The following is a 24,669-nucleotide window of genomic DNA, read 5'->3' as shown; positions in this document are numbered from 1 at the left end:
GGGGTGCATGCCTTGACCGTCGCGCTGCCGCGCCACGTCTTTCCCGCCTTTCCCGGCCTCGTCTGGGGCCACGTCTTCGACGCGGAGGGAAACGCCCGCCCCGTGGATGAGCACGCGGCGGCGGCGATGGCGCTGCCTGCGGAAGGCTTCCTCTGGCTGCACATCGATCTCGTCGACGTGCGTGCCCGCCAGTGGCTCGCCGGCCTGTCCGCCGTGCCCGAACCGCTCAGGCGGCTGATGCTCGACGCCGAGGACCACCAGCGCGTGCTCGCCATCGGTGCCTTCGTCGGCATCGTGGTGAGCGACAACATCCTCGAATTCGACCATCGCAGCGACGATCTCGGCCAGTTGCGCTGCATCGTGGGCGAACGCCTGCTGATCAGCGGCCGCCGCAACAAGCTTTGCGCCGTGGCCGAGGCGCACGAGCGCGTGTCGCACGGCCATCCGTGCCCGGCGGTCGGCGATCTTCTCGCAACCATCGTCGGCCGCGTGCTGGGGCACCTGGAGGATGCCGGCGACCGCCTCGCCGATGCCGTCGACCGCGTCGAGGACCGGGTGCTCGCCGACCACGTCGACGAGGAGATGCGGGCGCTCGGGCCGCTGCGGCGGGAGCTCTCCGCCTGCCACCGCCGGCTGACGGGGCTGCGGGCGCTGTTCCAGCGGCTCTCGCACGAGGGCGGGCGCGGCCTGCCGCTCGGGCTCGTCGCCCTGTGCGGTCCGCTCATCGAGCGCATCGACGCCGCGGTCCACGACGTGGCGGCGGCGCAGGAGCGGGCGCGCCTGCTGCAGGACGAGATCTCGGCGCGCCTCGCGGTGGCGGCGAACCGCAATCTCTACGTGCTGTCGCTGATCACGACCTTCTTCCTGCCGCCGGCCTTCGTCGCCGGCATCTTCGGCATGAACACGGCCGACCTGCCGTTCCTCGAGACGCGGGGCGGCACCTGGTGGGCGCTGGCGCTGTGCGTCGCGGCGACGGCAGGGACGCTCATCGGCTTCCGCTGGCTCAGCCGGCGGAGCTGAGGGCTTCCCTGCCCGATGCCTCAGTTCCCCATGCGTTCGTTCCAGCGCCATTCGCCGACGAGGCAGGAGGCCTTCTTTTCCGCGGCCGTGCGCTCGACCTGCGGCGTGGGCTCGCCGATGCCGGCGATCTCCATGACGAGCTTCTTGCGGATGGTGTCCGGGAACTGCTCGATCTCGCGCACGGGCACCACGAAGGCGCCGAGGCCGCCGATGACGCAGTCACGGTAGTAGATGTCGAGATCGGCGATATCCATGTAGCTCGAGCGCTTGTAGAGCAGCGGCAAGCCGTTGATCGTGATGTTGCGGGCGACGGCCTCGTCCCGGGCATCGGTGACTGGCCGGCCCTGGTTGTTCGGCCCGTCGCCGGAGATGTCGATGACCTGCCGCATGGCCGTGAAGCCGCTGCCGCCGAACAGGTTGGCGGAGAAATCGATGGCGCCGGAAATCGAGGTGCGGTAGGCGCGCCGGATGGGCGCGGCGGCGATGCGCTCGACGAAGGCATCGGCGCTCTCGGGCCCTTCGATGATCTGCCAGGGCACGATCACGTCCTGGGAGTTCGAGCCCGCCCATTCGACATAGGTGGCGGCGATGCGGCCGACGGGGCCCCGCGCGATGGCGTCGAGCACAGGCGTCGAGCGCAGCGCCTCGACATAGCCCTTGCGTTGCAGGCGCTGCTCATCCTCGTCCATGGAATAGGAGATGTCGACGGCGATGACGAGCGCGACATCGACCTCTTGCGGCCCTGTCTGCGCGTGGGCTCCCGCCGGCAGCATCATGAGGCAGGCGAGCGCTGCCCCGGCGAACGATCCCCACGGCAGCCTCTCAATTGCCGGATGGCCCATCTCGCGTCTCCTCTCTCCCGGTAGGCGAGGGGACCATCAAGTGTGCCACTCCCGGCGAAACGATGGAACGGCTCGTCTGCGCGGGCTCACGATTTCGTGCGCGAGGCCATCACGGTCGAGACGATGCCGAGCGCCGCCGCGAAAGCGCCGTCGGCATCGAGCCGGGTGGTGTCGAGCTGGTGCGCATCGGAGGCCGCGGCGAGCGGGGCCGTGGGGCGCTCGGCGTCGCGCCGGTCGCGGCGGTGGATATCCTCGAGGATCGCGGCCTCGTCGGCCGGCTCGCCGCGCGCGACGAGCTCGCGCCAGCGGCGGCGGGCCCGCTCCTCGGCGCTTGCCGTGACGAAGAGCTTCACATCGGCCGTGGGGCAGATCACCGTGCCGATGTCGCGTCCGTCGAGCACCGCCCCGCCGGGCTGGCCGGCGAAGGTGCGCTGCAGGGCGACCAGCGCCTCGCGCACGCTCGGCATGGCGGCGACGATGGAGGCCGCCTCGCCCATCGCGCGGCCGCGCAGGGCGCTCTCGTCAAGGCGCTCGAGGTCGAGCTCCCGCGCCGCCGCCGTCGCCGCCGTGACGTCGTCGAGGGCTTCGCCCGCCGCGAGGAGGCGGTGCGCCACGGCCCGGTAGAGCAGGCCCGTGTCGAGATGCGGCAGGCCGAAATGAGCGGCGAGCCGGCGCCCGAGCGTACCCTTGCCGGAGGCGGCGGGCCCGTCGATGGCGATGATCATGGCGTGTCCCCGCCCGTCAGCCGATATCGGCGCCGAGGCCGTGCATCAGCGGCACGAAGGTCGGAAAGCTCGTCGCGATCATCGTGCCGTCATCCACCTGCATCGGCTTTTCGCTGGCGAGGCCCAGCACCAGGAAGGACATGGCGATGCGATGGTCGAGGTGCGTCGCGGCCGTGCCGCCGCCCGGAACGCGCCCGCCGCGCACGATGAGGTCGTCACCGGCGATCTCGGCATCGACCCCGGCCGCGCGGAGGCCGGCCAGCACGGCCTCGAGCCGGTCCGATTCCTTGACGCGCAGCTCGTGCAGGCCGCGCATCACCGTCTCGCCCTCGGCGAAGGCGGCGGCGACGGCGAGGATGGGATATTCGTCGATCATCGACGGCGCGCGCTCGGCGGGGACGTCGACGCCCTTCAGGGTGCCGGCGCGCACGCGCAGGTCCGCCACGTCCTCGCCGCCCTCCTCGCGCCGGTCGAGCACGGCGATGTCGGCGCCCATTTCCATGAGCGTGGTGACGAGGCCGGTGCGCAGCGGGTTCATCATGACGCCTTCGAGGACGATGTCGGAGCCCGGCACGATGAGCGCGGCGACCAGCGGGAAGGCGGCGGAGGAAGGATCGGCCGGCACGACGACGGGCCGGGCGGTCAGCTCCGGCTGGCCGACGAGCGTGATGCGCCGGCCGTGGCTGCCGTGCGGCTCGACGCTCACCTCGGCGCCGAAGTGGCGCAGCATGCGCTCGGTGTGATCGCGCGAGGCCTCGTTCTCGACGACGGTGGTGCGGCCGGGCGCGTTGAGGCCGGCGAGCAGCACGGCCGACTTGATCTGCGCCGAGGCGACCGGCGTCTCGTAGACGATCGGCACGGTCTCGCGCGCGCCCTCGAGCGTGATGGGGCAGCGGCCGCCCTCGGCCTCGGAGACGACGCGTGCGCCCATCTTCACGAGCGGGTCGAGGATGCGGCGCATGGGCCGCTTGCGCAGGGAGGCGTCGCCGTCGAAGGTCGCGGTGATCGGATGGCCGCCGACGACGCCCATCATCAGGCGCGAGCCGGTGCCGGCATTGCCGAAGTCGAGCACGCCGGCCGGGCTCGCGAGCCCGCCGATGCCGACGCCCCGCACGCGCCAGCGCCCTTCGCCGAGACGCTCGACATCCGCGCCGAGCGCGCGGGCGGCATCCGCCGTGCGCAGCACGTCCTCGCCCTCGAGAAGCCCGCTGATGGCCGTCTCGCCGGCACTCAGGAGGCCGAAGATCAGCGAGCGGTGGGAGATGGACTTGTCGCCGGGGACGCGCACGCGGCCGGTGAGGCTGGCCCCGCGGCGGGCGGTGAGCGGTTGCGGTGTTGCGGAATGGGAAGACACGGGCGCTCGGTTCCGGTTGAAAGGGCAGGCATCCGCTCCCTAGCGCATTTCGCCGCCGGATGAAATCGCCGGGCCGGCCGGCGAAAAAACTGCGATTAGGGTTTGACAGGCGGCGGACACATGACTAACGGGAGCGCTCGACTTCAACCCCGGAAGAGAGCATCACCGTGGCGAAACCGGAACTCGGCACGAAGCGCCAATGCCTGAGCTGCGGCGCCAAGTTCTACGACCTCAACAAGGATCCGATCGTCTGCCCGAAGTGCAGCACGGTCTTTGTCGCCCAGGCCCTGCGCGGCCGCGCCGAGGTGGCGCGGGCCGAGGAGGGCGAGGAGCCCGAGCTCGAGACGGGTGCGGAAATCGTCTCCCTCGACGAGGTCGCCGCCGGCGAGAAGGCCAAGGAAGGGGCTGTGGATGACGATGTCGATATCGAAGATGATATTGACGACGACGACACTTTCCTGGAAGAAGACGAAACCTCGGACGACGACGTGAGCGATCTCATCGACGGCGACATCGACGACGATGAAGAGGCTTGATACGACGACGCGTTGAGGATATAGACCCGGCCGTCGCCCTCGCGGCGGCCCCGTGCGGAACCCAAGCCGCACCGGTTCGGATGGGGCCATAGCTCAGTTGGGAGAGCGCTTGAATGGCATTCAAGAGGTCGGCGGTTCGATTCCGCCTGGCTCCACCAAACCCTCCAAGCATCGTAGATTTCTGACGTGCCCGGTTGGCGGGAGGATATCGCCTCCTCGCGACGGGCCGCCCCGAAGGCCGGCGCTTCCGGCCTGCATCTGCGCCCGATCCGCAGACCCTTCCTCCGCTTTCCCGTCGGGTCCGGCCGGTGCCGCCTCCCAGCCGCGGGGCCAGACCGGACGCGCCCGCGCCGCCCTTGACCGGTTGGCGGGGCAGCGCCATATGCTTGGCAACGAGGATGCCGCCGCAGGCGGGTCCAAGGTTCCGAAGTGCCTGAGAGGGCTTCGCAATGTCGCGTGTACCATCCTTGTCCTCACCGTTCCTGCTCGGCTTCGACGAGATCGAGCGAGCGCTCGACCGTGTCGCCAAGGCGACGTCGGACGGCTATCCGCCGTACAACATCGAGCGGCTGCCGCGCACGGACAGTGAGCCGGACAGGCTGCGAATCACGCTTGCCGTCGCCGGTTTCACCCGCGACCAGCTCGAGATCACGGTCGAGGAGAACCAGCTGGTCATCCGCGGGCGGCAGAGCGACGACAAGACGCGTCACTTCCTGCATCGCGGCATCGCCGCGCGGCAGTTCCAGCGAACCTTTCTGCTGGCTGATGGAATGGAGGTGCTCAGTGCAGACCTCTCGAACGGCCTTCTGTCCGTCGATCTCGCAAGGCCGGAACCGGAGCGGATCATCCGCAAGATCGACATCCAGGCGCGCGGATGAGCCGCGGCCGACCACCGACACCGCTTCATGAGGAGGGTGCGATGAACGACAACGACGCTTTCGAATTCCATGGCGACGTCCATGACGTCGCGGCGCTGGCCGAGGCCGGCGGCGGCAAGGTCGCCTATGTGCGGCCGATCCGCTCCGAGCAGGTGCGCGAGCTCTTTCCCCAGGCGCCGGACATCCAGCCGGGTCTCGACCTCTTCGCCCTGCTGGCGGCCGACGGCACGCCCATCCTTCTGACCGATTCGAAGGATGCCGCCATCGCCAACGCCTGGGAGAACGACCTCGAGACAGTCAGCGTCCACTGACCTTCTGGGCAGCGAGGCCTTCCACCGCGGCGACGAGCAGGTCGAGATCCTGCGGCCGCGACAGGCGGTGGTCGCCGTCCTTCACCAGCGTGACGACGGCCTCGTCCCCCGGCAGATGCTCGACGAGCTCCATCGCGTGCTGCCACGGCACGTCCGGGTCCTGCATGCCCTGCAGGATGTGGACCGGGCAGCCGGTGGCGATGGCGCTGCCGAGCATCAGGTGGTTGCGCCCGTCCTCGATGAGGCGGCGCGTGATGGCATAGGGCTCGGGTGAATATTGCGAGGGCTGCAGGTAGCGGCCCTCGCGCATGATCTCGTCCCGCACCGCCTCCGGCATCTCGTCCCACATCAGCCGCTCGGTGAAATCGACCGCCGGAGCGATCAGCACGAGGCCGCCGGGTGCGGCGGGCGAGTTCTTCGCGCGCAGGACGCGCGTGGCGAGCAGCGCCAGCCAACCGCCCATGGAGGAGCCGACGAGGATCGGCGCTTCGCCGGCCTCGGCCTCGATCACGGCGAGGCTGTCGGCGAGCCAGGTGGAGATGCAGCTTCTCTCGAAATCACCCTCCGATTCGCCATGGCCGGCATAGTCGAAGCGCACGAAGGCATGGCCGGTGCGGGCCGCCCAGTCGTCGAGCGCCGAGGCCTTGGTCGCCAGCATGTCGGAGCGGAAGCCGCCGAGCCAGACGACGGCGGGGGCCGCGCCTTCACGCTTGCGCAGCGCGAGGCGGTACTCGTCCCCATTTTCCTGACGTTTCAGAAATTGCGGTTCGGGCGCGCTCATCCTAAACACTCCGGAGGGGCTGTTCTCAAGTTCAGCGTTTCGGAGGCCTCATACACCGGTGGCAGTTTTGACGCGACCCGGCATGCCGGCACCTTTCCCCACTTCGACCGAGCACCCGCTGACGGGTCGCACGGTGCTGCAGATCGTTCCCGAGCTCGAGATCGGGGGGGCGGAGCGCACGGCGGTCGATGTCGCGGCCGGCCTCGCCGCCGTCGGCGCGCGGGCGCTGGTGGCAACCGCCGGCGGCCGGCTCGTCGGCGAGCTGCAGGCCAAGGGCGGTGTGTGGATCCCCTTTCCGGCGGCGAGCAAGAACCCGCTCGCCATGCTGGTCAATGCCCGCAAGCTGATGCGGATCTGCCTCGACGAGGGGGTGGACGTGGTGCATGCGCGCTCGCGCGCCCCGGCCTGGGTGGCGCTGACGGCGGCGCGGGCGCTCGGCCTGCCCTTCGTCACCACCTATCACGGCAGCTATTCCGGCAGTTCCAAGGTGAAGGTCACCTATAATTCGGTGATGGCGCGCGGCGATGTCGTCATCGCCAATTCGCGCTACACGGCCGAGCTCATCTCCGCGATGCATCCCTTCGCCCGCGACCGGATGAGGGTGATCCACCGCGGCACGGATCTCTCCGTCTTCTCGCCCTCGGCCGTCTCGCCGGCCCGGGTCGATGCGCTGCGCCGGCAATGGAAGGTGGAGCCGCACGAGCGCATCGTGCTGCTCGCCGCGCGCCTGACGGGCTGGAAGGGGCACCGCGTGCTCGTCGAGGCGGCGCGCCGTCTCGCCGACGGCGGCCTGCGCGACGTCGTCTTCGTCTTCGCCGGCGACGCGCAGGGACGCGACGGCTATGTGCGGGAGATCGACGGCCTCATCGCCGAGCGCGGGATTCAGGGCATCGTGCGCCGCGTCGGCCATTGCGCCGACATGCCGGCGGCCATGCTGGCCGCCTCCGTCGTCGCCGTGCCCTCGACGGAGCCGGAGGCCTTCGGCCGGGTGGCCGTGGAGGCGCAAGCCATGGGCACGCCCGTGGTGACGAGCGACCTCGGCGCGGTGCCGGAGACGGTGCTGGCGCCGCCGCAGGTCGACGCCGGAGCGCGCACGGGCTGGCACGTGCCGGCGGGCGATGCGCCGGCGCTGGCCGCGGCCCTCGGCGAGGTGCTGTCGCTCGGCGCGACGCAGGCGGAGGCGCTGCGCCTCAGGGCCCGGGCGCATGTGGAGGACATGTTCTCGCTCGAGCGCATGGTCTCCGACACGCTCGACGTCTATGCCGCATTGATCGAGGCGCGCGCCCCGCGGCGGCGTGCTTGATCTGTTGACTTTTCCTGCCTTTGTGCAGAATGTCGGCGTTTCAGCCAGAACGAGCGTACCGGCGCGGCAGCGTCGCGGCTTGGCATCGGCGGATCGGTCCGAAGGGGTCGGGCCACATCGCGCTGTCCGAGGCCGCAGGATGCATCCGCACCGGCACCGAACGAGGAGTTACGAACCATTCGCAGGCCTATGAGAGCAATGGCGATGCCCCAGAAGGAGGGGCCGCGCGCCAACCGGGACATTCGTGGTGTCCGTGAGGTCCAGCTCATCGACGAGACCGGGCAGAACCGCGGCGTCGTGTCGTTCTTCGATGCGCTGAAGATCGCCGAGGAGGCGGGGCTCGATCTCGTCGAGATCGCGCCGAACTCGACGCCGCCGGTCTGCAAGCTGCTCGACTACGGGCGCTACAAGTTTCTCGAGCAGAAGAAGGCCGCCGAGGCGCGCAAGCGCCAGAAGACCGTCGAGGTCAAGGAAATCAAGCTCCGGCCCGGCATCGACACCCATGACTACGAGGTGAAGATGAAGGCCATGCGCCGCTTCTTCGAAGAGGGCGACAAGGTCAAGGTGACGCTGCGCTTCCGCGGCCGCGAGATGGCGCACCAGGACCTCGGCTACAAGCTGCTCCTGCGCGTCAAGGAAGAGATGGCCGAGATCGCCAAGGTGGAGAGCGAGCCGCAGCTCGAAGGCCGCCAGATGATCATGGTGATGGCGCCGCGCTGAGGCGCTGGTCGCACGGGACGCATTTCAGGCCGCCGGCGTTGTCCGGCGGCTTTATTGCGTCCAAGATGGATCGACGGCCGGTTGAGGGCCGCTTGTGGTCCGGGACGGCCTGACGGTGACGTTGAGCCCGCTTCGACCACCGGGCCCGGCAAGGGCACGGCTCCCGAATTCAGGGCGATTTTGGAACGGAGCCGGGCGCATGACGTTCGTCTTCTTGTGAATACCAAGCTACGCTTCCTATGCGCGTCCGCAACGCTGATGGCGGTCGTGACCGGGCCAGCAGCCGCCGCTTCTGCGATGAAGGGCGTGAATTCGCCGTTGCCGCCGCCGCGTCCTGCCGATCTCGTGCCAGCACCCGCACCCGCACCCGCACCCGCACCCGCACCCGCACCGGCACCGGTTCCGCAGCCGCCGGCCGAGGTCGCTCCTCCGGGCGCATCGAGCTGCCGCGATCGCCTCGCGGCCAAGGGGGTCGTCTTCGAGGCGGCGTCTCCGTTGCGGAACGGAGCATGCGGCGCGGCCGAACCCCTTCTCGTATCGCGGCTTCCTGGGGGCGTCGAGCTCAGTCCTGCCGCGACCATGGTTTGCCCCGTTGCCGAGGCCCTGGCGCTCTGGACAGAGGAGGCCGTCACTCCGGCCGCGCAGCATCATATGGAGCGCCCACCGACAAAAATCCTGATCGGCACCTCCTACGAGTGCCGGAACCGGAACCGGCAGGAGGGCGGGCAGCTCAGCGAGCATGCCTTCGCAAACGCGCTTGATGTCATTGGGTTCGCCTTTTCGGGCCGGCCTAACCTGCTGATTGCGCACCAGGCGACCGAGGACACGCCCGAAGCCCTGTTCGGCGCGGCGATCCGGGCACAAGCCTGCGCCTATTTCACCACCGTGCTGGGCCCGGGTGCCGATGAGGCCCATGCCGATCACCTCCACCTCGACCTGCGCGTGCGCCGGGGCGGTCTGAGGCTCTGCCAGTGACGGAACCCGACGAGGCGGGCCGCGCTTTATCCATTGCGCGAAGTCGGCTCACGAAGAGGCGTCCATCATGGACCTGCCGAGGCTCGTCGTTCTGATCGTTCTGGCTCCCTTCACGGCGGCAGCTGCCGAGCCGCTGAGCCTCGATGTGGTGAACAAGGCGGAGTTGCCTTTATCAGCCGCAAAGGTGAAGGGGCCGGATCCCGTTGTGATCAAGGCGCAGATCCTGCTCGACCGAGCGCGCTTCTCGCCGGGGGTGATCGATGGCCGTGCCGGGGAGAATTTCGAGCACGCCCTGGCGGCGTTCGAGACGCATCATCAGCTCGACGGCGACGGCAAGCTCGACGAGACGAGCTGGGCGAAGCTGAAGGAAGTTTCGGGCGAGCCGGTCCTGAAGGAATACACGATTGCGGAGGAGGATGTGAAAGGCCCCTTCGTCAAGAACATTCCAGCGAAGTTTGAACGGCGGGCGAAGCTGGCGCGGCTTGGCTACACCAGCCCGGCGGAGCTTCTGGCCGAGAAGTTCCACATGAACGAGAACTTGCTCAAGGCTCTCAATCCCGGCCGGAACATCGACGAGGCCGGCACGTCGATCGTCGTCGCCGCCATCGCAACGGAGCCGCCCGAGGGGAAGGTGAAGACGATCGAGGTCCACAAGCGGGAGAAGGCGGTGCGCGCCTTCGACAAGGATGGCGGCCTCATCGCATTCTATCCGGCGAGCATCGGCAGCGAGGAAAGCCCGGCGCCGAGCGGCACCCACAAGGTGCGCGCCGTGGTTCACAACCCCGTCTATCGCTACGATCCGTCCCGCGTGCAGCTCAAGGGCGTCAGCCGGAAACGGAAGCTCAAGATCGCGCCCGGGCCGAACAATCCGGTCGGGTCCGTGTGGATCGGCCTCTCGAAGGACACCTACGGCATCCACGGCACGCCGGATCCTGACAAGATCGGGAAGACGGCTTCGAACGGATGCGTCCGCTTGACCAATTGGGACGCCGAGGCGCTCGCCCGCATGACCGAGAGGGGCGCGGTGGTGACGTTCGTGGACTAGAGACTATGCGGGCGGGCTTGGGCGTCGGACTTCGGCCGGCCCAGCGCTCTCTTTCGCCAGGCGTGGATCTGGCGCCGCGGCCTTCCCGCACATTTCCCACCCCATTGCCTTTCTCGCCCATCTCTGGCATAAGCCCGGCCTCGTTCAGATCGCCCGGCTCGTTACGGGCTGCCGTGGCGGTCTGCAGCGCTTTCGAGCACATGGGCCGTTGATCGGCGCCGTTCGGGGAGCGGGCTCCGCGGGATTTTCCGTGAGGGGCAAGGCTTCGTGAAAGGGCCGGCAGCGGCGGACAAGGGAAGCAAAATGCCCAAGCTTAAGACGAAGTCGAGCGCCAAGAAGCGCTTCAAGATCTCCGGGACCGGCAAGGTCATCGCCGCGCAGGCCGGCAAGCGCCACGGCATGATCAAGCGGACCAACAAGTTCATCCGCAACCAGCGGGGCACCACCGTGCTCTTCGAGGGCGACGCGAAGAACGTCAAGAAGTTCTTCCTGCCCAACGGCTGAACCCAAACGTCCCAGTTCCAGGAGATTAGCTCATGGCCCGCGTCAAGCGCGGCGTGACCGCTCACGCCAAACACAAGAAGGTCCTCAAGGCTGCCAAGGGTTTCTACGGCCGCCGCAAGAACACGATCCGCACCGCCAAGGCGGCTGTCGATCGCGCGATGCAGTACGCCTATCGCGACCGCAAGAACAAGAAGCGCACGTTCCGCGCCCTGTGGATCCAGCGCCTCAATGCCGCGGTGCGCGAGCACGGCCTGACCTACAGCCGATTTATCGACGGCCTCGGCAAGGCCGGGATCGAGATCGACCGCAAGGTTCTGTCGGACATCGCCATCCGCGAGCCGGAGAGCTTCAAGTCGATCGTCGAGAAAGCCAAGGCTGCGCTGCCCGCAGCCTGACGCCTGTGGCGCCTGCCGGGGCAGGATCATCCGATCCCGCCCCGCGGCCGTGCCGCAGCAGCGCATCCGCCCTACCGAGGCCCTGGAAGCGATGAGCGGCGCCCTGCGCCGCTCGCCTCATCGCGGCCCGAGGGCTTGACGGTCCTTCGGCCGTTGCCGACAAGCGGTAACCACCCCGAGGGACCGATGACCGATATTCCCACTCTCGAACGCACGCTCATCGGCGCCGTCGCCGCCGCCGCGGACGAGACAGCGCTCGAAGCCGTGCGTGTCTCCGCGCTCGGCAAGAAGGGCACCGTTTCCGAGCTCCTCAAGACGCTCGGCGCCATGACGCCGGAGGAGCGGCGCGAAAAGGGCCCCCTCATCAACGGCCTGCGCGACCGCGTCAACGCCGCCATCGCCGAGCGCAAGGCGGCGCTCGAGGAGACGGCGCTCGCCGCGCGCCTCGCCGCCGAGCGCGTCGACGTCACGCTGCCGCTCCAGGAGGGGCCGCAGACGCGCGGGCGCATCCATCCGATCTCCCAGGTCATCGACGAACTGACGGCGATCTTCGCCGACATGGGCTTCTCCATCGCCGAGGGGCCGGACATCGAGACCGACTTCTACAACTTCACGGCGCTCAACTTCCCGCTCGGCCATCCGGCGCGGGACATGCACGACACCTTCTTCCTGCCGCCCGACGACAAGGGCGAGCGCAAGGTGCTGCGCACGCACACGAGCCCGGTGCAGATCCGCACCATGCTCGGCCAGAAGCCGCCGATCCGCGTCATCATCCCGGGCCGCACCTACCGCTGCGACTCGGACCAGACGCACACGCCGATGTTCCACCAGGTGGAGGGGCTCGTCATCGACAAGTCCTCCCACATCGGCCACCTGAAGTGGATCCTCGAGGAGTTCTGCAAGGCCTTCTTCGAGGTGGACCACGTCAGGATGCGCTTCCGCCCGTCCTTCTTCCCCTTCACCGAGCCGTCGGCGGAGGTGGACATCCAGTGCGCGCGCAAGGGCGGCGAGATCCGCTTCGGCGAGGGCGAGGACTGGCTGGAGATCCTCGGCTGCGGCATGGTGCACCCCAACGTGCTCAGGAACTGCGGGCTCGACCCGGACGAGTACCAGGGCTTCGCCTGGGGCATGGGCATCGACCGCATCGCGATGCTGAAATACGGCATGCCGGACCTGCGCCCCTTCTTCGAGGCGGACGTGCGCTGGCTGTCGCACTACGGCTTCCGCCCGCTCGACCTGCCGACGCTGGCCGGAGGGCTGTCGTCGTGATGGCCGAGGCCGGGATGGTGCTGCCCTCTCCCCCCTCGTGGGGGAGAGCTGGAGAGGGGGGGCGGTGCCGCCGCTCGAAGGCTTCGGTCTGGATGGCGCGCGGCTTCCCCCCTCCCTAACCCTCCCCCACGAGGGGGGAGGGGATCCGCGGGAGGACATCGGCGTGCGCAACGGGCAACGCGACCGGGCAAGGCGCCTGCGCCGGGACCTCACACCGGCTGAACGCAAGCTCTGGCATGCGTTGAAGGCCCACCGCTTCCACGGCCTGCACGTGCGCCGGCAGGCGCCCGTCGGCCGCTACATCGTGGACTTCGTTTGCCATGAGGCCCGCCTCGTCATCGAAGTGGACGGTGCACAGCACGGTTTCGAGGTCCGCAGCGCGGCGGATGCCGCCCGTGACACCTGGCTCGAACAGCAGGGCTACCGCGTCCTGCGTTTCTGGAATGGGCAGGTGCTGAACGAATTCGACAGCGTCCTCGATACCATCCTGGCTGCCGTCGCTCACCGCCATCCTTCCTCCGTGTCCCGCCTCACCGAGGGCGGTTCTGGTGGAGCTGTCTCATGAAGTTCACCCTCTCCTGGCTCAAGGACCACCTCGACACCGAAGCGACCGTCCAGGACGTCGCCGACACGCTCAACCGCATCGGCCTCGAGGTCGAGGCGGTGGAGGACAAGGCGGCGCTCTTCGCGCCCTACGTCATCGCGCACGTCGTCTCGGCCGAGCAGCACCCCAATGCCGACCGGCTCCGTGTCTGCATGGTCGACACCGGCCGCGGCGAGCCGCCGGTGCAGGTCGTCTGCGGCGCGCCGAACGCGCGCACCGGCATGAAGAGCGTCTTCGCCCCCGCCGGCACCTATATTCCCGGCAAGGGCATCACGCTCACGGTTGGCACCATCCGCGGCGTCGAGAGCCGTGGCATGCTGTGCTCGGCCTTCGAGCTCGAATTGTCGGACGACCACGAGGGCATCATCGACCTGCCCGAGGATGCGCCGGTCGGCCAGCCCTTCGCGGCCTATGCGGGCATCGACGATCCCGTGATCGAGATCGCCGTGACGCCGAACCGGGCCGACGCGCTCGGCATCGCCGGCATCGCGCGCGACCTCGCAGCGGCGGGCCTCGGCCGGTTGAAGACGCCGGCGGTCGCGACCGTTCCGGGCAAGGGCCCGTGCCCGGTCTCCGTCTCGCTCGCCTTCACGGGCGAAGACGCGCACCTCTGCCCGGCCTTCGCGCTGCGCCTCGTGCGCGGCGTGAAGAACGGCCCGTCGCCCGCGTGGCTGCAGCGGCGCCTGAAGGCCATCGGTCTCCGGCCCATCAACACCCTCGTCGACATCACCAACTACATCACCTTCGACCGCGGGCGGCCGCTGCACGTCTTCGACGCGAAGAAGGTTGCGGGCAACCTCGTCGTGCGTCATGCGCGCGACGGCGAGGAGGTGCTGGCGCTCGACGGGCGCAGCTACGCACTCGACCCGTCCATGGTCGTCATCGCCGACGACAACGGCGTTGAATCGATCGGCGGCATCATGGGCGGCGAGCATTCCGGCTGCGACGAGACGACCACCGACGTACTGATCGAGTCGGCGCTCTGGGACCCGCTCAACATCGCCCAGACGGGGCGCAAGCTCGGCATCGTCTCGGACGCGCGCTACCGCTTCGAGCGCGGCGTCGATCCCGCCTTCTGCGAGCCGGGCCTCGCGCTCGCGACGCAGATGGTGCTCGACCTGTGCGGCGGCGAGGCGAGCGAGGCGACGCTCGCCGGCACCATTCCCGACACCCGGCGGGCGCTCGCCTTCCCCTATGCGGAGGTCAAGCGCCTCACCGGCCTCGACCTGCCGGCCGAGACCATGCGCGGCACACTCGAGGCCCTCGGCTTCCTCGTCGCCGGCACGGGCGAGGTGGTCGAGGTGATGCCGCCGTCGTGGCGGGCGGACATCGAGGGCAAGGCCGACCTCGTCGAGGAGGTGATGCGCATCACCGGGCTCGACAACGTGCCGGCCGTGCCCTTCCCCCGGCTCGAGGCGGCGGTGGCCAAGCCCGTGCTGACGCTGCTGCAGAAGCGCACGCGCCTCGCCAAGCGCACGCTCGCCGCGCGCGGGCTCGTGGAGGCCGTCACCTGGTCCTTCATCGGCAAGGCGGAGGCGGAGCTGTTCGGCGGCGGCGATCCGCGCCTCGCGCTCGCCAACCCGATCGCGTCCGAACTTTCCGACATGCGGCCGAGCCTCGTCCCGGGCCTCGCCAAGGCGGCGCAGAAGAACGCCGACCGCGGCCATCCGGATGTCGCGCTGTTCGAGGTCGGCCAGGTCTTCGCCTCGGACGAGCCGGAGGGGCAGACGATCGTCGCCTGCGCCCTGCGGCGCGGCACGGCGCGGGCCGAGGGTGTCGGCCGCCGCTGGGACGGCGAGGCGAAGCCCGTCGACGTCTTCGATGCCAAGGCCGATGCCATGGCGCTGCTCGCTGCGCTCGGCATCCCGACAGGCGGGCTGCAGATCGTGCCCGGCGGGCCGGGCTGGTATCACCCGGGGCGCTCGGCGACGCTGCAGTTCGGCCCGCGGGCGGTCCTCGGCGCCTTTGGCGAGTTGCATCCGCGCATCCTCAAGGCGCTCGACGTCAAGGGTCCGCTCGTCGCCTTCGAGCTGACGCTCGATGCGCTGCCGGCGCCCAAGGCGAAGCCCACGAAGATGAAGCCGAAGCTGGCGCTGTCGGACTTCCAGCCGCTGACGCGCGACTTTGCCTTCGTCGTCGACCGCGAGGTCGCGGCGGCGGAGATCGTTAAGTCGGCCGGCGCGGCGGACCGCAACCTCGTCACCGAGGTCACGGTCTTCGACGTCTACGAGGGGCCGCACGTCGGCGAGGGCAAGAAGTCCGTCGCCATCGCCGTGACGCTGCAGCCGACCGACAAGACCCTCACCGATGCGGAGATCGAGGCCGTCTCGGCGAAGATCGTCGAGCAGGTGGCGAAGAAGACCGGAGCGGCGCTCCGGGGGTAGGGCGGCATCGTTGGCCCCGCGTCTCTCGCTGTGCCGGATAGGCTCGATCACGTCTCCGGAGCAGAGCGACCTGCCCCCCTCCCCGCCGCAAGCGGGGGGAGGGAGGTGTGGCGCTCCGGCTGCTGGGGCCTGTATAAAGGGCCGTCGCCGGAGCCAAACGCCTTGCGCTTTCTCGCCGTCCTCGCCCTCGTCTGCCTTCCCTGCGCCGCGCTGGCCCAGGGCAAGCCGCGCATGATCGAGGACTGCGAGCGGATCGACGAGCCGCTCGCCTACAACGCCTGTCTTGCCTCCTTCGGCCCCCGGCAGGGGCAGCGCAATTTCATACCGGCGGGAGACGCCGCGGCGGAGGGCGCGGGGCGGGCGGCGCCGGCGCGCGGCATGAAAGGCGCCGTCTCGTCCGGCCGGCGCAAGGACGGCAAGTCCTTCGTCATCTTCGACGTGACGCCCGGCAAGCGCTGAGGCTCAGCCGTCGGCGGCGACGGCCGCCGTGCCGCTCAGCGGGTTCTCCGGGTCCCAGCCATAGGACAGGGTCTCGAAGCGCATGGAGCGCGCATCGACCATCAGCAGCCGGCCGACGAGCGGCTCGCCGAAGCCGACGATGGCGCGGATGACCTCGAGCGCCATCAGCGAGCCCATGACGCCGGCGAGCGCCCCGAGGATGCCGGCCTCCTCGCAGGTCGGCACCGTGCCGGGCGGCGGCGGGCTCGGAAAGAGGCAGCGGTAGGTGGGGTTCGGCGTGCCGTCCGGACCACGCTCGAAGGGGCGCAGCGTCGTCAGCGAAGCGTCGAAGGTGCCGAGCGCCGCCGTGACGAGCGGCTTTTTCTCGTAATAGCAGGCGTCGGCCACGGCATAGCGTGTGGCGAAATTGTCCGAGCCGTCGGCGATGACGTCATAGGCCGCGACGAGGGCGCGCACGTTCTCGGCATTCACGCGCAGCGAGTGGCACGCGACGGTGACATGGGGATTGAGCCGGGCGATGGCCGCGGCGGCGCTGTCGACCTTCGGCGTGCCGACGTCCGGCGTGCCGTGGATGATCTGGCGCTGGAGGTTGGACAGGGAGACGACGTCGTCGTCGACGATGCCGAGCGTGCCGACGCCGGCCGCGGCGAGATATTGCAGCAGCGGCGCGCCGAGCCCGCCGGCGCCGATGGCGAGGACGCGCGCCTTCTTCAGCTTCAGTTGCCCGGGGCCGCCGACATCGCGCAGCACGATGTGGCGGGCATAGCGCTCGATCTCGTCGTGGGACAGGCTGGCGGCGTTCGTCATGGCATTCGTCATGGCGCGACAATAGCCCCGGGCGCGACTGGCCGGAAGGCGGCGCTGCGATGGCTGTGCACGGTGCCTGCCGGGCGGGTCGGGCGGCTCTTGGAATCCGCTGCCGAGCCGTGCCATCGTAGATGCCAAGCGGGCGCGGCCAGGAAGCCGACGCCCGCATGCCACGAAGGGGAAGCCTCCATGCGTCTCAGGACCCTCGGCCTCGCGCTCGCCGGTCTCGCCGCCAGCGCCGCAGCCGCGCTCGCGCAGGATTTCAAGCCCGCCATCGTCTATGACCTCGGCGGCAAGTTCGACAAGTCCTTCAACGAAGGCGTCTATGACGGCGCCGAGAAGTTCAAGGCCGAGACCGGTGTCGCCTATCGCGACTTCGAGCCGCAGAACGATGCCCAGCGCGAGCAGGCGCTGCGCCGCTTCGCGCGCGACGGCTATTCTCCCATCGTCGCCGTCGGCTTCAGCCAGGCGAGCGCGGTCGAGAAGGTGGCCGGCGAATTCCCCGACCTCAAGTTCACGATCATCGACATGGTGGTCGAACGGCCGAACGTGCAGTCCATCCTCTTCAAGGAGCAGGAAGGCTCCTTCCTCGTCGGCATGCTCGCCGCCATGGCGTCGCAATCCGGCAAGGTCGGCTTCGTCGGCGGCATGGACGTGCCGCTCATCCGTGCCTTCGCCTGCGGCTACGTGCAGGGCGTCAAGCACGCCAACCCGCAGGCCGAGATCTTCCAGAACATGACCGGCACCACGGGCGCAGCCTGGAACGACCCGGTCAAGGGCGGCGAGCTGGCCAAGAGCCAGATCGACCGCGGGGCCGATGTCGTCTACCACGCGGCCGGCGGCACCGGCATCGGCGTGCTGCGCGCGGCGGCGGATGCCGGCAAGCTCGGCATCGGCGTCGATTCCAACCAGAACGGCCTGCATCCGGGCAAGGTGCTGACCTCGATGCTGAAGCGCGTCGACACGGCGACCCACAAGACCTTCATGGATGCCAAGGACGGCCAATGGCAGCCCGGCGTCGTCAACCTGGGGCTCGCCGAGGAGGGCGTGGCCTGGGCGCTCGACGACAACAACCGCTCGCTCATCACTCCGGAGATGAAGGAAGCGGTCGACAAGGCCGCCGAGGAGATCAAGGCCGGTACCATCAAGGTGCACGACTACCGCTCCGACAACAAATGCCCCGTCTGAGCAGCCAGGGTCGTCACGCGTGATGAGGGACGCGGTCGAGCCTCCGGCGATCGAACTCGTCGACATCGACAAGCGCTTCGGGCCCGTGCGGGCGAACGATCGCGTCAACCTCTCGGTGGCGCGGGGCACGGTGCACGGCATCGTCGGCGAGAACGGCGCCGGCAAGTCGACGCTGATGTCGATCCTCTACGGCTTCTACGAGGCCGATGGCGGCGAGATCCGCGTCGGCGGCACGCCGGTCCGCATCCGCAGCTCGGCCGATGCGATCCGCCTCGGCATCGGCATGGTCCACCAGCACTTCATGCTGGTGGACAGCCTTTCCGTCGTCGAGAACGTCATGCTCGGCGCCGAGGGCGGGCCGCTTCTCGACCGGGGCCTCGCCCGGGCGCGGGCGGAGCTCGAGCGCCTCGCCGCCGACCACGGCCTTGCCGTCGACGTCGATGCGCTCGTCGGCGACCTGCCGGTCGGCCTGCAGCAGCGCGTCGAAATCCTGAAGGCGCTCTATCGCGGCGCCGACGTGCTCATCCTCGACGAACCGACGGCGGTGCTGACGCCGCCGGAGGCGAAGGCGCTCTTCGGCCTCTTGCGGACGCTGCGCGAGGCGGGCAAGACCGTGCTCCTCATCACGCACAAGCTCGAGGAGATCATGGCGGTGACCGACCGCGTCTCGGTGATGCGCCGCGGGCAGATGGTCGCCACGCTCGACACCGCCGCGACCTCCCCGCCCGAGCTCGCCGAGCTCATGGTCGGCCGCAAGGTGCTGCTGCGCGTGGAAAAGCGCCCGCACGCCGCTGGTGAGCCGCGGCTGACGGTCGAGAACCTCTCCGTCGTCGACGAGCGGGACTGCCTGCGCGTGGCGGATGTGTCCTTCAGCGTCCGGGCCGGCGAGATCGTCGGCATCGCCGGGGTTGCCGGCAATGGCCAGAGCGAGCTCATGGAGGCCATCGCCGGCATGCGGCGGCCGACGCTCGGCACCATTGCGCTCGACGGCACGGTGCTGACGCGCGAGGCGCATACGCCGCACAACCTGCGCCGGCTCGGCCTCCTGCACGTGCCGGAGGACCGGCTGCGCACCGGCCTCGTGCCGGCCTTTTCGGCCTACGAGAGCGCCGCGCTCGGCTTCACCGACGATCCGGCCTACGGCCGCGGCCCGTTGCTGGAGCGCGGCCGCATGATCGCCGACCTCGCCGACAAGATGGCCGCCTATGACGTGCGCCCACCCGACCCGCTGCTGAAGACCTCGAAATTCTCCGGCGGCAACCAGCAGAAGATCGTGCTGGCGCGGGAGATCGAGCGGGCGCCGAAGGTGCTGATCGTCGGCCAGCCGACACGCGGGGTCGACATCGGGGCCATCGAGTTCATCCATCGCCGGCTGATCGCGCTGCGCGACGCCGGGGTCGCCGTCCTCCTCGTTTCCGTGGAGCTCGAAGAGATCATGAGCCTCGCCGACCGGATCCTCGTCATGTGCGGCGGGCGCATCACCGGAGAGCGGCGGCCCGAGGCGACGGACGAGCGCGACCTCGGCCTCCTGATGGCGGGCGTGGAGGGGCAGGTATGAGCGCGCCGATCGACCTGCCGCGCTGGGCGGACGTCATCCTCGTGCCGGCGCTCAGCGTCGCCGCGGCCTTCGCGGTCGCCGGCCTCGTCGTCGCCGGCATCGGGGAAGACCCTTTCATGGCGACGCGCCTCCTGATCGCCGGCAGCCTCGGCTCGGCCGAGGGCGTCGGCTTCACGCTCTACTACACGACGAACTTCATCTTCACCGGCCTTGCCGTGGCGCTCGCCTATCACGCCGGCCTCTTCAACATCGGCGGCGAGGGGCAGGCGACGGTCGCCGGCATCGGCGCGGCCCTCGTCTGCCTCTACGCCGATTTCCTGCCCGGCGTCCTCCTCATCCCTGCCGGCATCCTCGGCGCGGCGGCCTTCGGCGCGCTGTGGGGCTTCGTGCCCGGCTACCTGCAGGCGCGGCGGGGCAGCCACATCGTCATCACGACGATCATGTTCAACTTCCTCGCCGCGACGCTCATCGTCTATCTCGTCGTCAACGTCATCGGCGAGCGGGGCGTCACGGAGACGCGCGCCTTCGCGCGCCACGCCGTCATCCCCTATGTGCACGAGGCGCTGCGGGCGCTCGGCATCGCGGCGCCGACCTCGCCGCTCAACTTCACCTTCCTCCTTGCCCTCGCCGCGGCGGCGGGGGTGTGGGCGCTCGTCTACCGCTCGCGCCTCGGCTACGCCATCCGCACCGTCGGCGCCAATCCCTCCGCCGCCGTCTATGCCGGCCTGTCCCCGGCGCGCATGATCATGGTGGCCATGGCCCTGTCGGGTGCGCTCGCCGGCGGGCTCGCGGTGAACGAGATCATGGGCGTGCAGCACCGGCTGCTGCTCGAGTTCACCTCCGGCTACGGCTTCGTCGGCATCGCCGTGGCGCTGATGGGCCGGGCGCATCCGGCGGGCGTCATCTTCGCGGCGCTCCTCTTCGGCGTGCTCTACCAGGGCGGGGCGGAGCTGGCCTTCGACATGCCGGCCATCACCCGCGACATGGTCGTCGTCATCGGCGGTGTGATCGTCCTCTTCGCCGGGGCGCTCGAGGGGCTGTTCCGGCGCCTCGCGGCGCGGCTCGTCGCACTCGGCACCGGCTTCGCGGCGGCGCGGCGCGTGCGCACGGCCGAGGAGGGGTAAGCATGGACCTCGCCTCGCTCCTTGCCGTGCTCGATTCGGCCGTGCGGCTGTCCATCCCGCTCCTGTGCGCCTGCCTCGCCGGCCTCTGGTCCGAGCGCTCCGGCGTCGTCGACATCGGGCTCGAGGGCAAGATGCTGGTCGCCGCCTTTGCGGCGGGCGCCGCCGCCTATGCGAGCGGCTCGGCCCTCGTCGGGCTTTTCGCCGGCCTTGCGGCGTCGGTCGCCTTCGCGCTGGTGCACGGCTTCTCGGCCATCAGCCAGCGCGGCAACCAGATCGTCTCGGGCGTCGCCATCAACATGCTGGCGGCCGGCCTGACGGCGATCGTCGGCAATGCCTGGTACCATCAGGGCGGGCGCACCCCGCCGGTGGACGGGGCGGCGCGCTTCGGCGAGATCACGTTGCCGGGGGCCGAGGCGCTGTCCGGCATCCCGCTGCTCGGGCCGCTCTACCGCGAGGTCGTGTCCGGCCATTCGCTGCTCGTCTATCTCGCGCTCCTTGCCGTTATCGCCACGTGGTGGACGCTGGCGCGCACGCGCTTCGGCCTGCGCCTCCGGGCGGTCGGCGAGAACCCGGCGGCGGTCGACACCGCCGGCATTTCCGTCGCCGGGCTGCGCTATGCGGCGGTGGTTCTCGCCGGCCTCCTGTGCGGACTAGGCGGCACCTATCTCGCGCTGGCGCAGGCGGCCGGCTTCCTGCCGCACATGACGGCGGGCAAGGGCTTCATCGCGCTCGCCGCCCTCATCTTCGCCAAGTGGCGGGCCTGGCCGGCGCTCGGCGCCTGCCTGCTCTTCGGCCTGCTCGAGGCCGTCGCCATCCGCATCGAGGGCGTGCCCCTGCCCGTCATCGGCCGGGTGCCAGTGCAGGCCATCCAGGCGCTGCCCTATCTCATGACGGTCGTCCTGCTCGCGGGCTTCATCGGCCGGGCGGTGCCGCCGCGAGCCTCCGGCATCCCCTATGTCAAGGAACGGTGAGATGAGCCTCCTCGACGACCTCTTCCGCGCGGCGAGCGCGGCGCGCGAGAAGGCCTATGCGCCCTATTCGCGCTTCAGCGTCGGAGCCGCCGTGGCGACCCCGGACGGGCGGATCTTCGCCGGCTGCAACGTGGAGAACGCGTCCTACCCGGTCGGTTCCTGCGCCGAGGCCGGCGCCATCGTCGCCATGGTCGCGGCGGGCGGGCGGCGCATCGCAGCGGCTCTCGTGGTGGGGGAGGGCGCGGCGCTCGTCACGCCCTGCGGCGCCTGCCGGCAGCGCTTGCGCGAATTCGCGCGCGAGGATACGCCGGTCCATGTCTGCGGGCCGGAGGGGTTGCGGCGCAGCTTCACGCTCGGGGAGCTGCTGCCGGTCTCCTTCGGTCCGGACAATCTGACGAACGACGGGTGAAGCCATGACCGGAGCGGCTGGGACGGACGCGAAGCTGCGGGACGAGGCCCTCGGCCTGCTCGCGGAGCGCGGCATCGCGGGGCCCTTCGATGCCGCGCTGGTGCTCGGCACCGGTCTCGGCAACATCGTCGAGGATGTCGAGGAGGCGCGCGAGGTGCCCTATGCCGACATCCCCGGCTTCCCGGTCAGCGGCGTCTCGGGCCATGCGGGGCGGCTCATCGCCGGCCGCATCGAGGGGCGCCGTATCCTCATCTACGGCGGGCGGGCGCATTATTACGAGACCGGCAATGCGGCCGTCATGCGCGCGCCCATCAACCTCCTGACCGGGCTCGGCAGCCCGCCGCTGGTGCTCACCAATGCCGCCGGCTCGCTCAGGGCGGACATCCGCCCCGGCAGCCTCGCCCTGATCACGGACCACATCAACTATTCCGGGCTCAACCCGCTCATCGGCGACACCGGCGACGGGCGCTTCGTGCCGATGACGCTGGCCTACGACGAGATGCTGCGCAAGCGGATGATGCTGGCGGCGAAGACGGCCGGCATCACGCTCAACTCCGGCATCTACATGTGGTTTTCCGGACCGAGCTTCGAGACGCCGGCGGAGATCCGCATGGCCCGCATGTTCGGCGCCGATCTCGTCGGCATGTCGACCGTGCCCGAGGTCATCCTCGCCCGCCGCTTCGGCCTGCGCGTCGCGGCCTTGTCGGTCGTCACCAACCTGGCGGCCGGTCTCGAGGGCGCGACCCCGAGCCACGGCGAGACGAAGGACGTCGCAACCCTCGCGGCCGTGACGCTGCGGCGGCTGCTGCGGGCTTTCCTCGCGACGCGCGACGAGCGGTGAGAGGCGCCGGCCGGCGCCCGATGCCTTCTGATCGGCACTCGCTGCAAGTCTATCCTGGTAATTACCTTTGCCTGACGCCCTGAATAATCAATTTCGCAGCGTCTCTATTCTCACATCCGTTCTTCGATCGTAGATATCCTGCATCGAATTATATGAGCTGCATGCAGTGCGGCTCGCCGCCACGGGCGCGGGACATCTCGCGCGAGCGTGGTGCGCCACGATCATCGATCGCCTGGGCGCGATCGGGAAGGAACGACCATGACCTTACGTGGATGGAGTGCAGGCGTGCTGATGTCGCACATGCGCCGCTACCGGCTGGCGGCCTTCGCCGCGGTGATTGCGGGGCTTGCGGCACCGGGCGCGTGGGCCACCGAGCCTGCGTGGCCTACCCTGTCCTATGACTACATCGCCCTCGACGAGGATCTCCGCGACGTGCTGACGGAGTTCGGCAATCACATGCGCATTCCGGTCAAGCTCAGCGACCGCGTCCGGGGCCGCGTGCGCGGCGGCATCCTGCCCGCTGCGCCGCGGACGTATCTCGACGACCTCTGCGGCCGTTTCGGGCTCTCCTGGTACTACGACGGCACGACGCTGCACATTTCCTCGAGCGACGAGCAGCGGACGGAGATCGTCGAATACGGCTCGGCCTCGCCGGAGGAGCTGCTGAAGGCGCTTCGCGAACTGGGCGTGGCGGATGCGCGCTATCCCGTCCGGCTCGCGCAAGGCCGCAGCGTCCTGTCGATTTCCGGGCCGCCGGTCTACCGCACCCTCGTGCGCCAGACGCTGGCGTCGCTGATGAAGGGTGGCACTCCCGAGGCGCGGGTGCGGGTCTTTCGCGCGGGCGCCGAGAGTTCGTCCTGATCCCGCGATTGTTCATGGTGCGTGTAGAGAGAGTTCAGCCCGCAGCGACTGTCGTCCGGCGGTGCTTCGCATGTATAATTTGCGTAATCGATTGTAGTCATTAGCTTAAATTGCGGCAAGCGAGGCAGCATGAACGAGGTGCGCGGGATCGACAACCTGGAGCGGCGACGGCCCGGCGGGCTCGATCAGGAGCTTCTGGACAAGATGCAGGCCTTCATCGAGCAGGCGAAGCAGGGTCACGCCGGGCCGGCCGATGCGGTCGCGGACAGCTCTCCGCTCGCCCTGCTTCGCCCCGCCGGGCCGGCCGCCGAGCCTGGTGACGCAAAAGGCTGAAGCCTCGCCGATCCACCTCTTCTTCGTGCCTCCCGCAGCCGGTGGCGCGTCCGTTTTCGCCATGGAACTGGTCATGAACGCCATCACAGCCATAAGCGGCCTTCTGGACAACGGCGTGAAGCCCGTCGATCCCATCGAGCCGACCCAGTCGGTGCAGGAATTCCAATGGTCGCTGAACGACGCCAGAGCGCAGTGGGCGGCTGAAGCGGGATCGCTCGACGCCGGAGACGGGCTGCCGGCCATCGCCGGGGCGGTGCGCGACGGCATCCTGCCCTTCTTCGAGCGCAGACAGGACGATGCCGACCTGTCGGCCGAGATGAATACGGGGCGCCCCGAGGAGGATGCCGAAGCCTTCTTCGGGCAGATCAAGGAGCGTGCCAGCGGGGAGCAGAAGCACCACCTGGCGATGCAACTCATCATCGCGGCGTTCTCGGGCATGATCAGCACGTTGAAGATGCTGCTGAGGGGATGA

At 69.5% G+C, this 24,669-nt stretch carries 28 protein-coding genes and 1 tRNA gene; 24 read left to right on the top strand and 5 right to left on the bottom strand.

The window, feature by feature from the left end; all coding sequences use genetic code 11:
* Positions 1-12: 12 nt before the first annotated feature.
* Entirely contained in the window at positions 13-1,020 is a 1,008-nt protein-coding gene (locus AL346_RS06530; RefSeq protein ID WP_156332706.1) for a CorA family divalent cation transporter, read from the top strand.
* A gap of 20 nt (positions 1,021-1,040) precedes the next feature.
* On the opposite strand, the gene AL346_RS06525 is transcribed toward AL346_RS06530, so the two are convergent.
* The 3 genes from AL346_RS06525 to aroA form a co-directional block, all read right to left on the bottom strand.
* Complete coding sequence (locus AL346_RS06525; RefSeq protein WP_019403879.1) at positions 1,041-1,862, bottom strand: DUF1194 domain-containing protein; 822 nt, start codon at positions 1,860-1,862, stop codon at positions 1,041-1,043.
* Between the two features lie 86 nt (positions 1,863-1,948).
* On the bottom strand, positions 1,949-2,587 hold the full coding sequence (gene cmk, locus AL346_RS06520; protein WP_019403880.1) for a (d)CMP kinase: 639 nt from the start codon (positions 2,585-2,587) through the stop codon (positions 1,949-1,951).
* A gap of 16 nt (positions 2,588-2,603) precedes the next feature.
* Positions 2,604-3,941, bottom strand: coding sequence for a 3-phosphoshikimate 1-carboxyvinyltransferase (gene aroA / locus AL346_RS06515; RefSeq protein WP_053193435.1), 1,338 nt, complete (start codon positions 3,939-3,941; stop codon positions 2,604-2,606).
* A gap of 167 nt (positions 3,942-4,108) precedes the next feature.
* Here aroA and AL346_RS06510 point away from each other — a divergent pair, with 167 nt between their 5' ends.
* The 4 genes from AL346_RS06510 (at position 4,109) to AL346_RS06495 (ending at position 5,666) form a co-directional block, all read left to right on the top strand.
* On the top strand, positions 4,109-4,477 hold the full coding sequence (locus tag AL346_RS06510; protein ID WP_019403881.1) for a TIGR02300 family protein: 369 nt from the start codon (positions 4,109-4,111) through the stop codon (positions 4,475-4,477).
* A gap of 82 nt (positions 4,478-4,559) precedes the next feature.
* Positions 4,560-4,635: transfer RNA gene (locus AL346_RS06505), tRNA-Ala, on the top strand.
* Positions 4,636-4,926: 291 nt separating this feature from the next.
* Positions 4,927-5,355: an Hsp20 family protein gene (locus AL346_RS06500; RefSeq protein WP_026015432.1), complete on the top strand. Its 429-nt coding sequence runs from the start codon at positions 4,927-4,929 to the stop codon at positions 5,353-5,355.
* A 41-nt stretch (positions 5,356-5,396) separates the two neighbouring features.
* On the top strand, positions 5,397-5,666 hold the full coding sequence (locus AL346_RS06495; protein WP_019403883.1) for a DUF1150 domain-containing protein: 270 nt from the start codon (positions 5,397-5,399) through the stop codon (positions 5,664-5,666).
* On the opposite strand, the gene AL346_RS06490 is transcribed toward AL346_RS06495, so the two are convergent.
* Entirely contained in the window at positions 5,653-6,447 is a 795-nt protein-coding gene (locus AL346_RS06490) for a carboxylesterase (RefSeq protein ID WP_019403884.1), read from the bottom strand. The two genes, AL346_RS06495 and AL346_RS06490, sit on opposite strands and share 14 nt — an antisense overlap.
* Before the next feature lie 82 nt (positions 6,448-6,529).
* Here AL346_RS06490 and AL346_RS06485 point away from each other — a divergent pair, with 82 nt between their 5' ends.
* The 10 genes from AL346_RS06485 (at position 6,530) to AL346_RS06440 (ending at position 16,105) form a co-directional block, all read left to right on the top strand.
* Entirely contained in the window at positions 6,530-7,750 is a 1,221-nt protein-coding gene (locus AL346_RS06485) for a glycosyltransferase family 4 protein (protein WP_040405258.1), read from the top strand.
* Positions 7,751-7,948: 198 nt separating this feature from the next.
* On the top strand, positions 7,949-8,470 hold the full coding sequence (gene infC, locus AL346_RS06480; RefSeq protein ID WP_019403886.1) for a translation initiation factor IF-3: 522 nt from the start codon (positions 7,949-7,951) through the stop codon (positions 8,468-8,470).
* A gap of 258 nt (positions 8,471-8,728) precedes the next feature.
* A complete protein-coding gene (locus AL346_RS24555; RefSeq protein WP_040405262.1) occupies positions 8,729-9,445 on the top strand; it encodes an extensin family protein in 717 nt (238 codons plus the stop codon).
* 67 nt (positions 9,446-9,512) lie between these two features.
* Positions 9,513-10,490, top strand: a complete 978-nt coding sequence (locus tag AL346_RS06470; RefSeq protein WP_019403888.1) for a L,D-transpeptidase — start codon at positions 9,513-9,515, stop codon at positions 10,488-10,490.
* 303 nt (positions 10,491-10,793) lie between these two features.
* Positions 10,794-10,994 carry a 50S ribosomal protein L35 gene (gene rpmI / locus AL346_RS06465; RefSeq protein WP_019403889.1) on the top strand — a complete coding sequence of 67 codons (201 nt, stop codon included), beginning with the start codon at positions 10,794-10,796 and terminating at the stop codon, positions 10,992-10,994.
* A 32-nt stretch (positions 10,995-11,026) separates the two neighbouring features.
* Complete coding sequence (rplT, locus tag AL346_RS06460) at positions 11,027-11,389, top strand: 50S ribosomal protein L20 (protein ID WP_019403890.1); 363 nt, start codon at positions 11,027-11,029, stop codon at positions 11,387-11,389.
* A 186-nt stretch (positions 11,390-11,575) separates the two neighbouring features.
* The gene (gene pheS, locus AL346_RS06455; protein WP_019403891.1) at positions 11,576-12,658 is read left to right on the top strand and encodes a phenylalanine--tRNA ligase subunit alpha; all 1,083 of its coding nucleotides are present in this window, start codon (positions 11,576-11,578) and stop codon (positions 12,656-12,658) included.
* Between the two features lie 64 nt (positions 12,659-12,722).
* The gene (locus AL346_RS24550) at positions 12,723-13,223 is read left to right on the top strand and encodes an endonuclease domain-containing protein (RefSeq protein ID WP_245258938.1); all 501 of its coding nucleotides are present in this window, start codon (positions 12,723-12,725) and stop codon (positions 13,221-13,223) included.
* Positions 13,220-15,646, top strand: coding sequence for a phenylalanine--tRNA ligase subunit beta (gene pheT / locus AL346_RS06445; protein ID WP_019403893.1), 2,427 nt, complete (start codon positions 13,220-13,222; stop codon positions 15,644-15,646). Before AL346_RS24550 ends, pheT begins: the two co-directional genes overlap by 4 nt.
* Positions 15,647-15,808: 162 nt before the next feature.
* The gene (locus AL346_RS06440; RefSeq protein WP_019403894.1) at positions 15,809-16,105 is read left to right on the top strand and encodes a hypothetical protein; all 297 of its coding nucleotides are present in this window, start codon (positions 15,809-15,811) and stop codon (positions 16,103-16,105) included.
* A 3-nt stretch (positions 16,106-16,108) separates the two neighbouring features.
* Here AL346_RS06440 and moeB read toward each other — a convergent pair whose 3' ends face one another.
* On the bottom strand, positions 16,109-16,912 hold the full coding sequence (moeB, locus tag AL346_RS06435) for a molybdopterin-synthase adenylyltransferase MoeB (protein ID WP_019403895.1): 804 nt from the start codon (positions 16,910-16,912) through the stop codon (positions 16,109-16,111).
* A 189-nt stretch (positions 16,913-17,101) separates the two neighbouring features.
* Here moeB and AL346_RS06430 point away from each other — a divergent pair, with 189 nt between their 5' ends.
* From AL346_RS06430 to AL346_RS06390, 9 genes are all read left to right on the top strand, one after another.
* Positions 17,102-18,100: a BMP family protein gene (locus tag AL346_RS06430; protein ID WP_019403896.1), complete on the top strand. Its 999-nt coding sequence runs from the start codon at positions 17,102-17,104 to the stop codon at positions 18,098-18,100.
* Between the two features lie 22 nt (positions 18,101-18,122).
* The gene (locus tag AL346_RS06425; protein WP_019403897.1) at positions 18,123-19,658 is read left to right on the top strand and encodes an ABC transporter ATP-binding protein; all 1,536 of its coding nucleotides are present in this window, start codon (positions 18,123-18,125) and stop codon (positions 19,656-19,658) included.
* Complete coding sequence (locus AL346_RS06420) at positions 19,655-20,782, top strand: ABC transporter permease (protein WP_019403898.1); 1,128 nt, start codon at positions 19,655-19,657, stop codon at positions 20,780-20,782. The genes AL346_RS06425 and AL346_RS06420 overlap by 4 nt, the downstream gene beginning before the upstream one ends.
* A gap of 2 nt (positions 20,783-20,784) precedes the next feature.
* On the top strand, positions 20,785-21,753 hold the full coding sequence (locus AL346_RS06415; protein WP_019403899.1) for an ABC transporter permease: 969 nt from the start codon (positions 20,785-20,787) through the stop codon (positions 21,751-21,753).
* A 1-nt stretch (position 21,754) separates the two neighbouring features.
* A complete protein-coding gene (locus AL346_RS06410) occupies positions 21,755-22,162 on the top strand; it encodes a cytidine deaminase (protein WP_019403900.1) in 408 nt (135 codons plus the stop codon).
* 4 nt (positions 22,163-22,166) lie between these two features.
* Positions 22,167-23,003 carry a purine-nucleoside phosphorylase gene (locus AL346_RS06405; RefSeq protein ID WP_053193429.1) on the top strand — a complete coding sequence of 279 codons (837 nt, stop codon included), beginning with the start codon at positions 22,167-22,169 and terminating at the stop codon, positions 23,001-23,003.
* A 258-nt stretch (positions 23,004-23,261) separates the two neighbouring features.
* On the top strand, positions 23,262-23,864 hold the full coding sequence (locus AL346_RS06400; RefSeq protein WP_156332705.1) for a type III secretion protein: 603 nt from the start codon (positions 23,262-23,264) through the stop codon (positions 23,862-23,864).
* Positions 23,865-23,993: 129 nt separating this feature from the next.
* Complete coding sequence (locus tag AL346_RS06395) at positions 23,994-24,197, top strand: hypothetical protein (RefSeq protein ID WP_019403903.1); 204 nt, start codon at positions 23,994-23,996, stop codon at positions 24,195-24,197.
* Between the two features lie 61 nt (positions 24,198-24,258).
* On the top strand, positions 24,259-24,669 hold the full coding sequence (locus AL346_RS06390) for a hypothetical protein (RefSeq protein WP_156332704.1): 411 nt from the start codon (positions 24,259-24,261) through the stop codon (positions 24,667-24,669).

The organism is Chelatococcus sp. CO-6 (assembly GCF_001271345.1).
Classification (GTDB): domain Bacteria; phylum Pseudomonadota; class Alphaproteobacteria; order Rhizobiales; family Beijerinckiaceae; genus Chelatococcus_A; species Chelatococcus_A caeni.
Note: the sequence above shows the minus strand (reverse complement) of the source record. Positions and strands in the feature narration are given on the sequence as shown.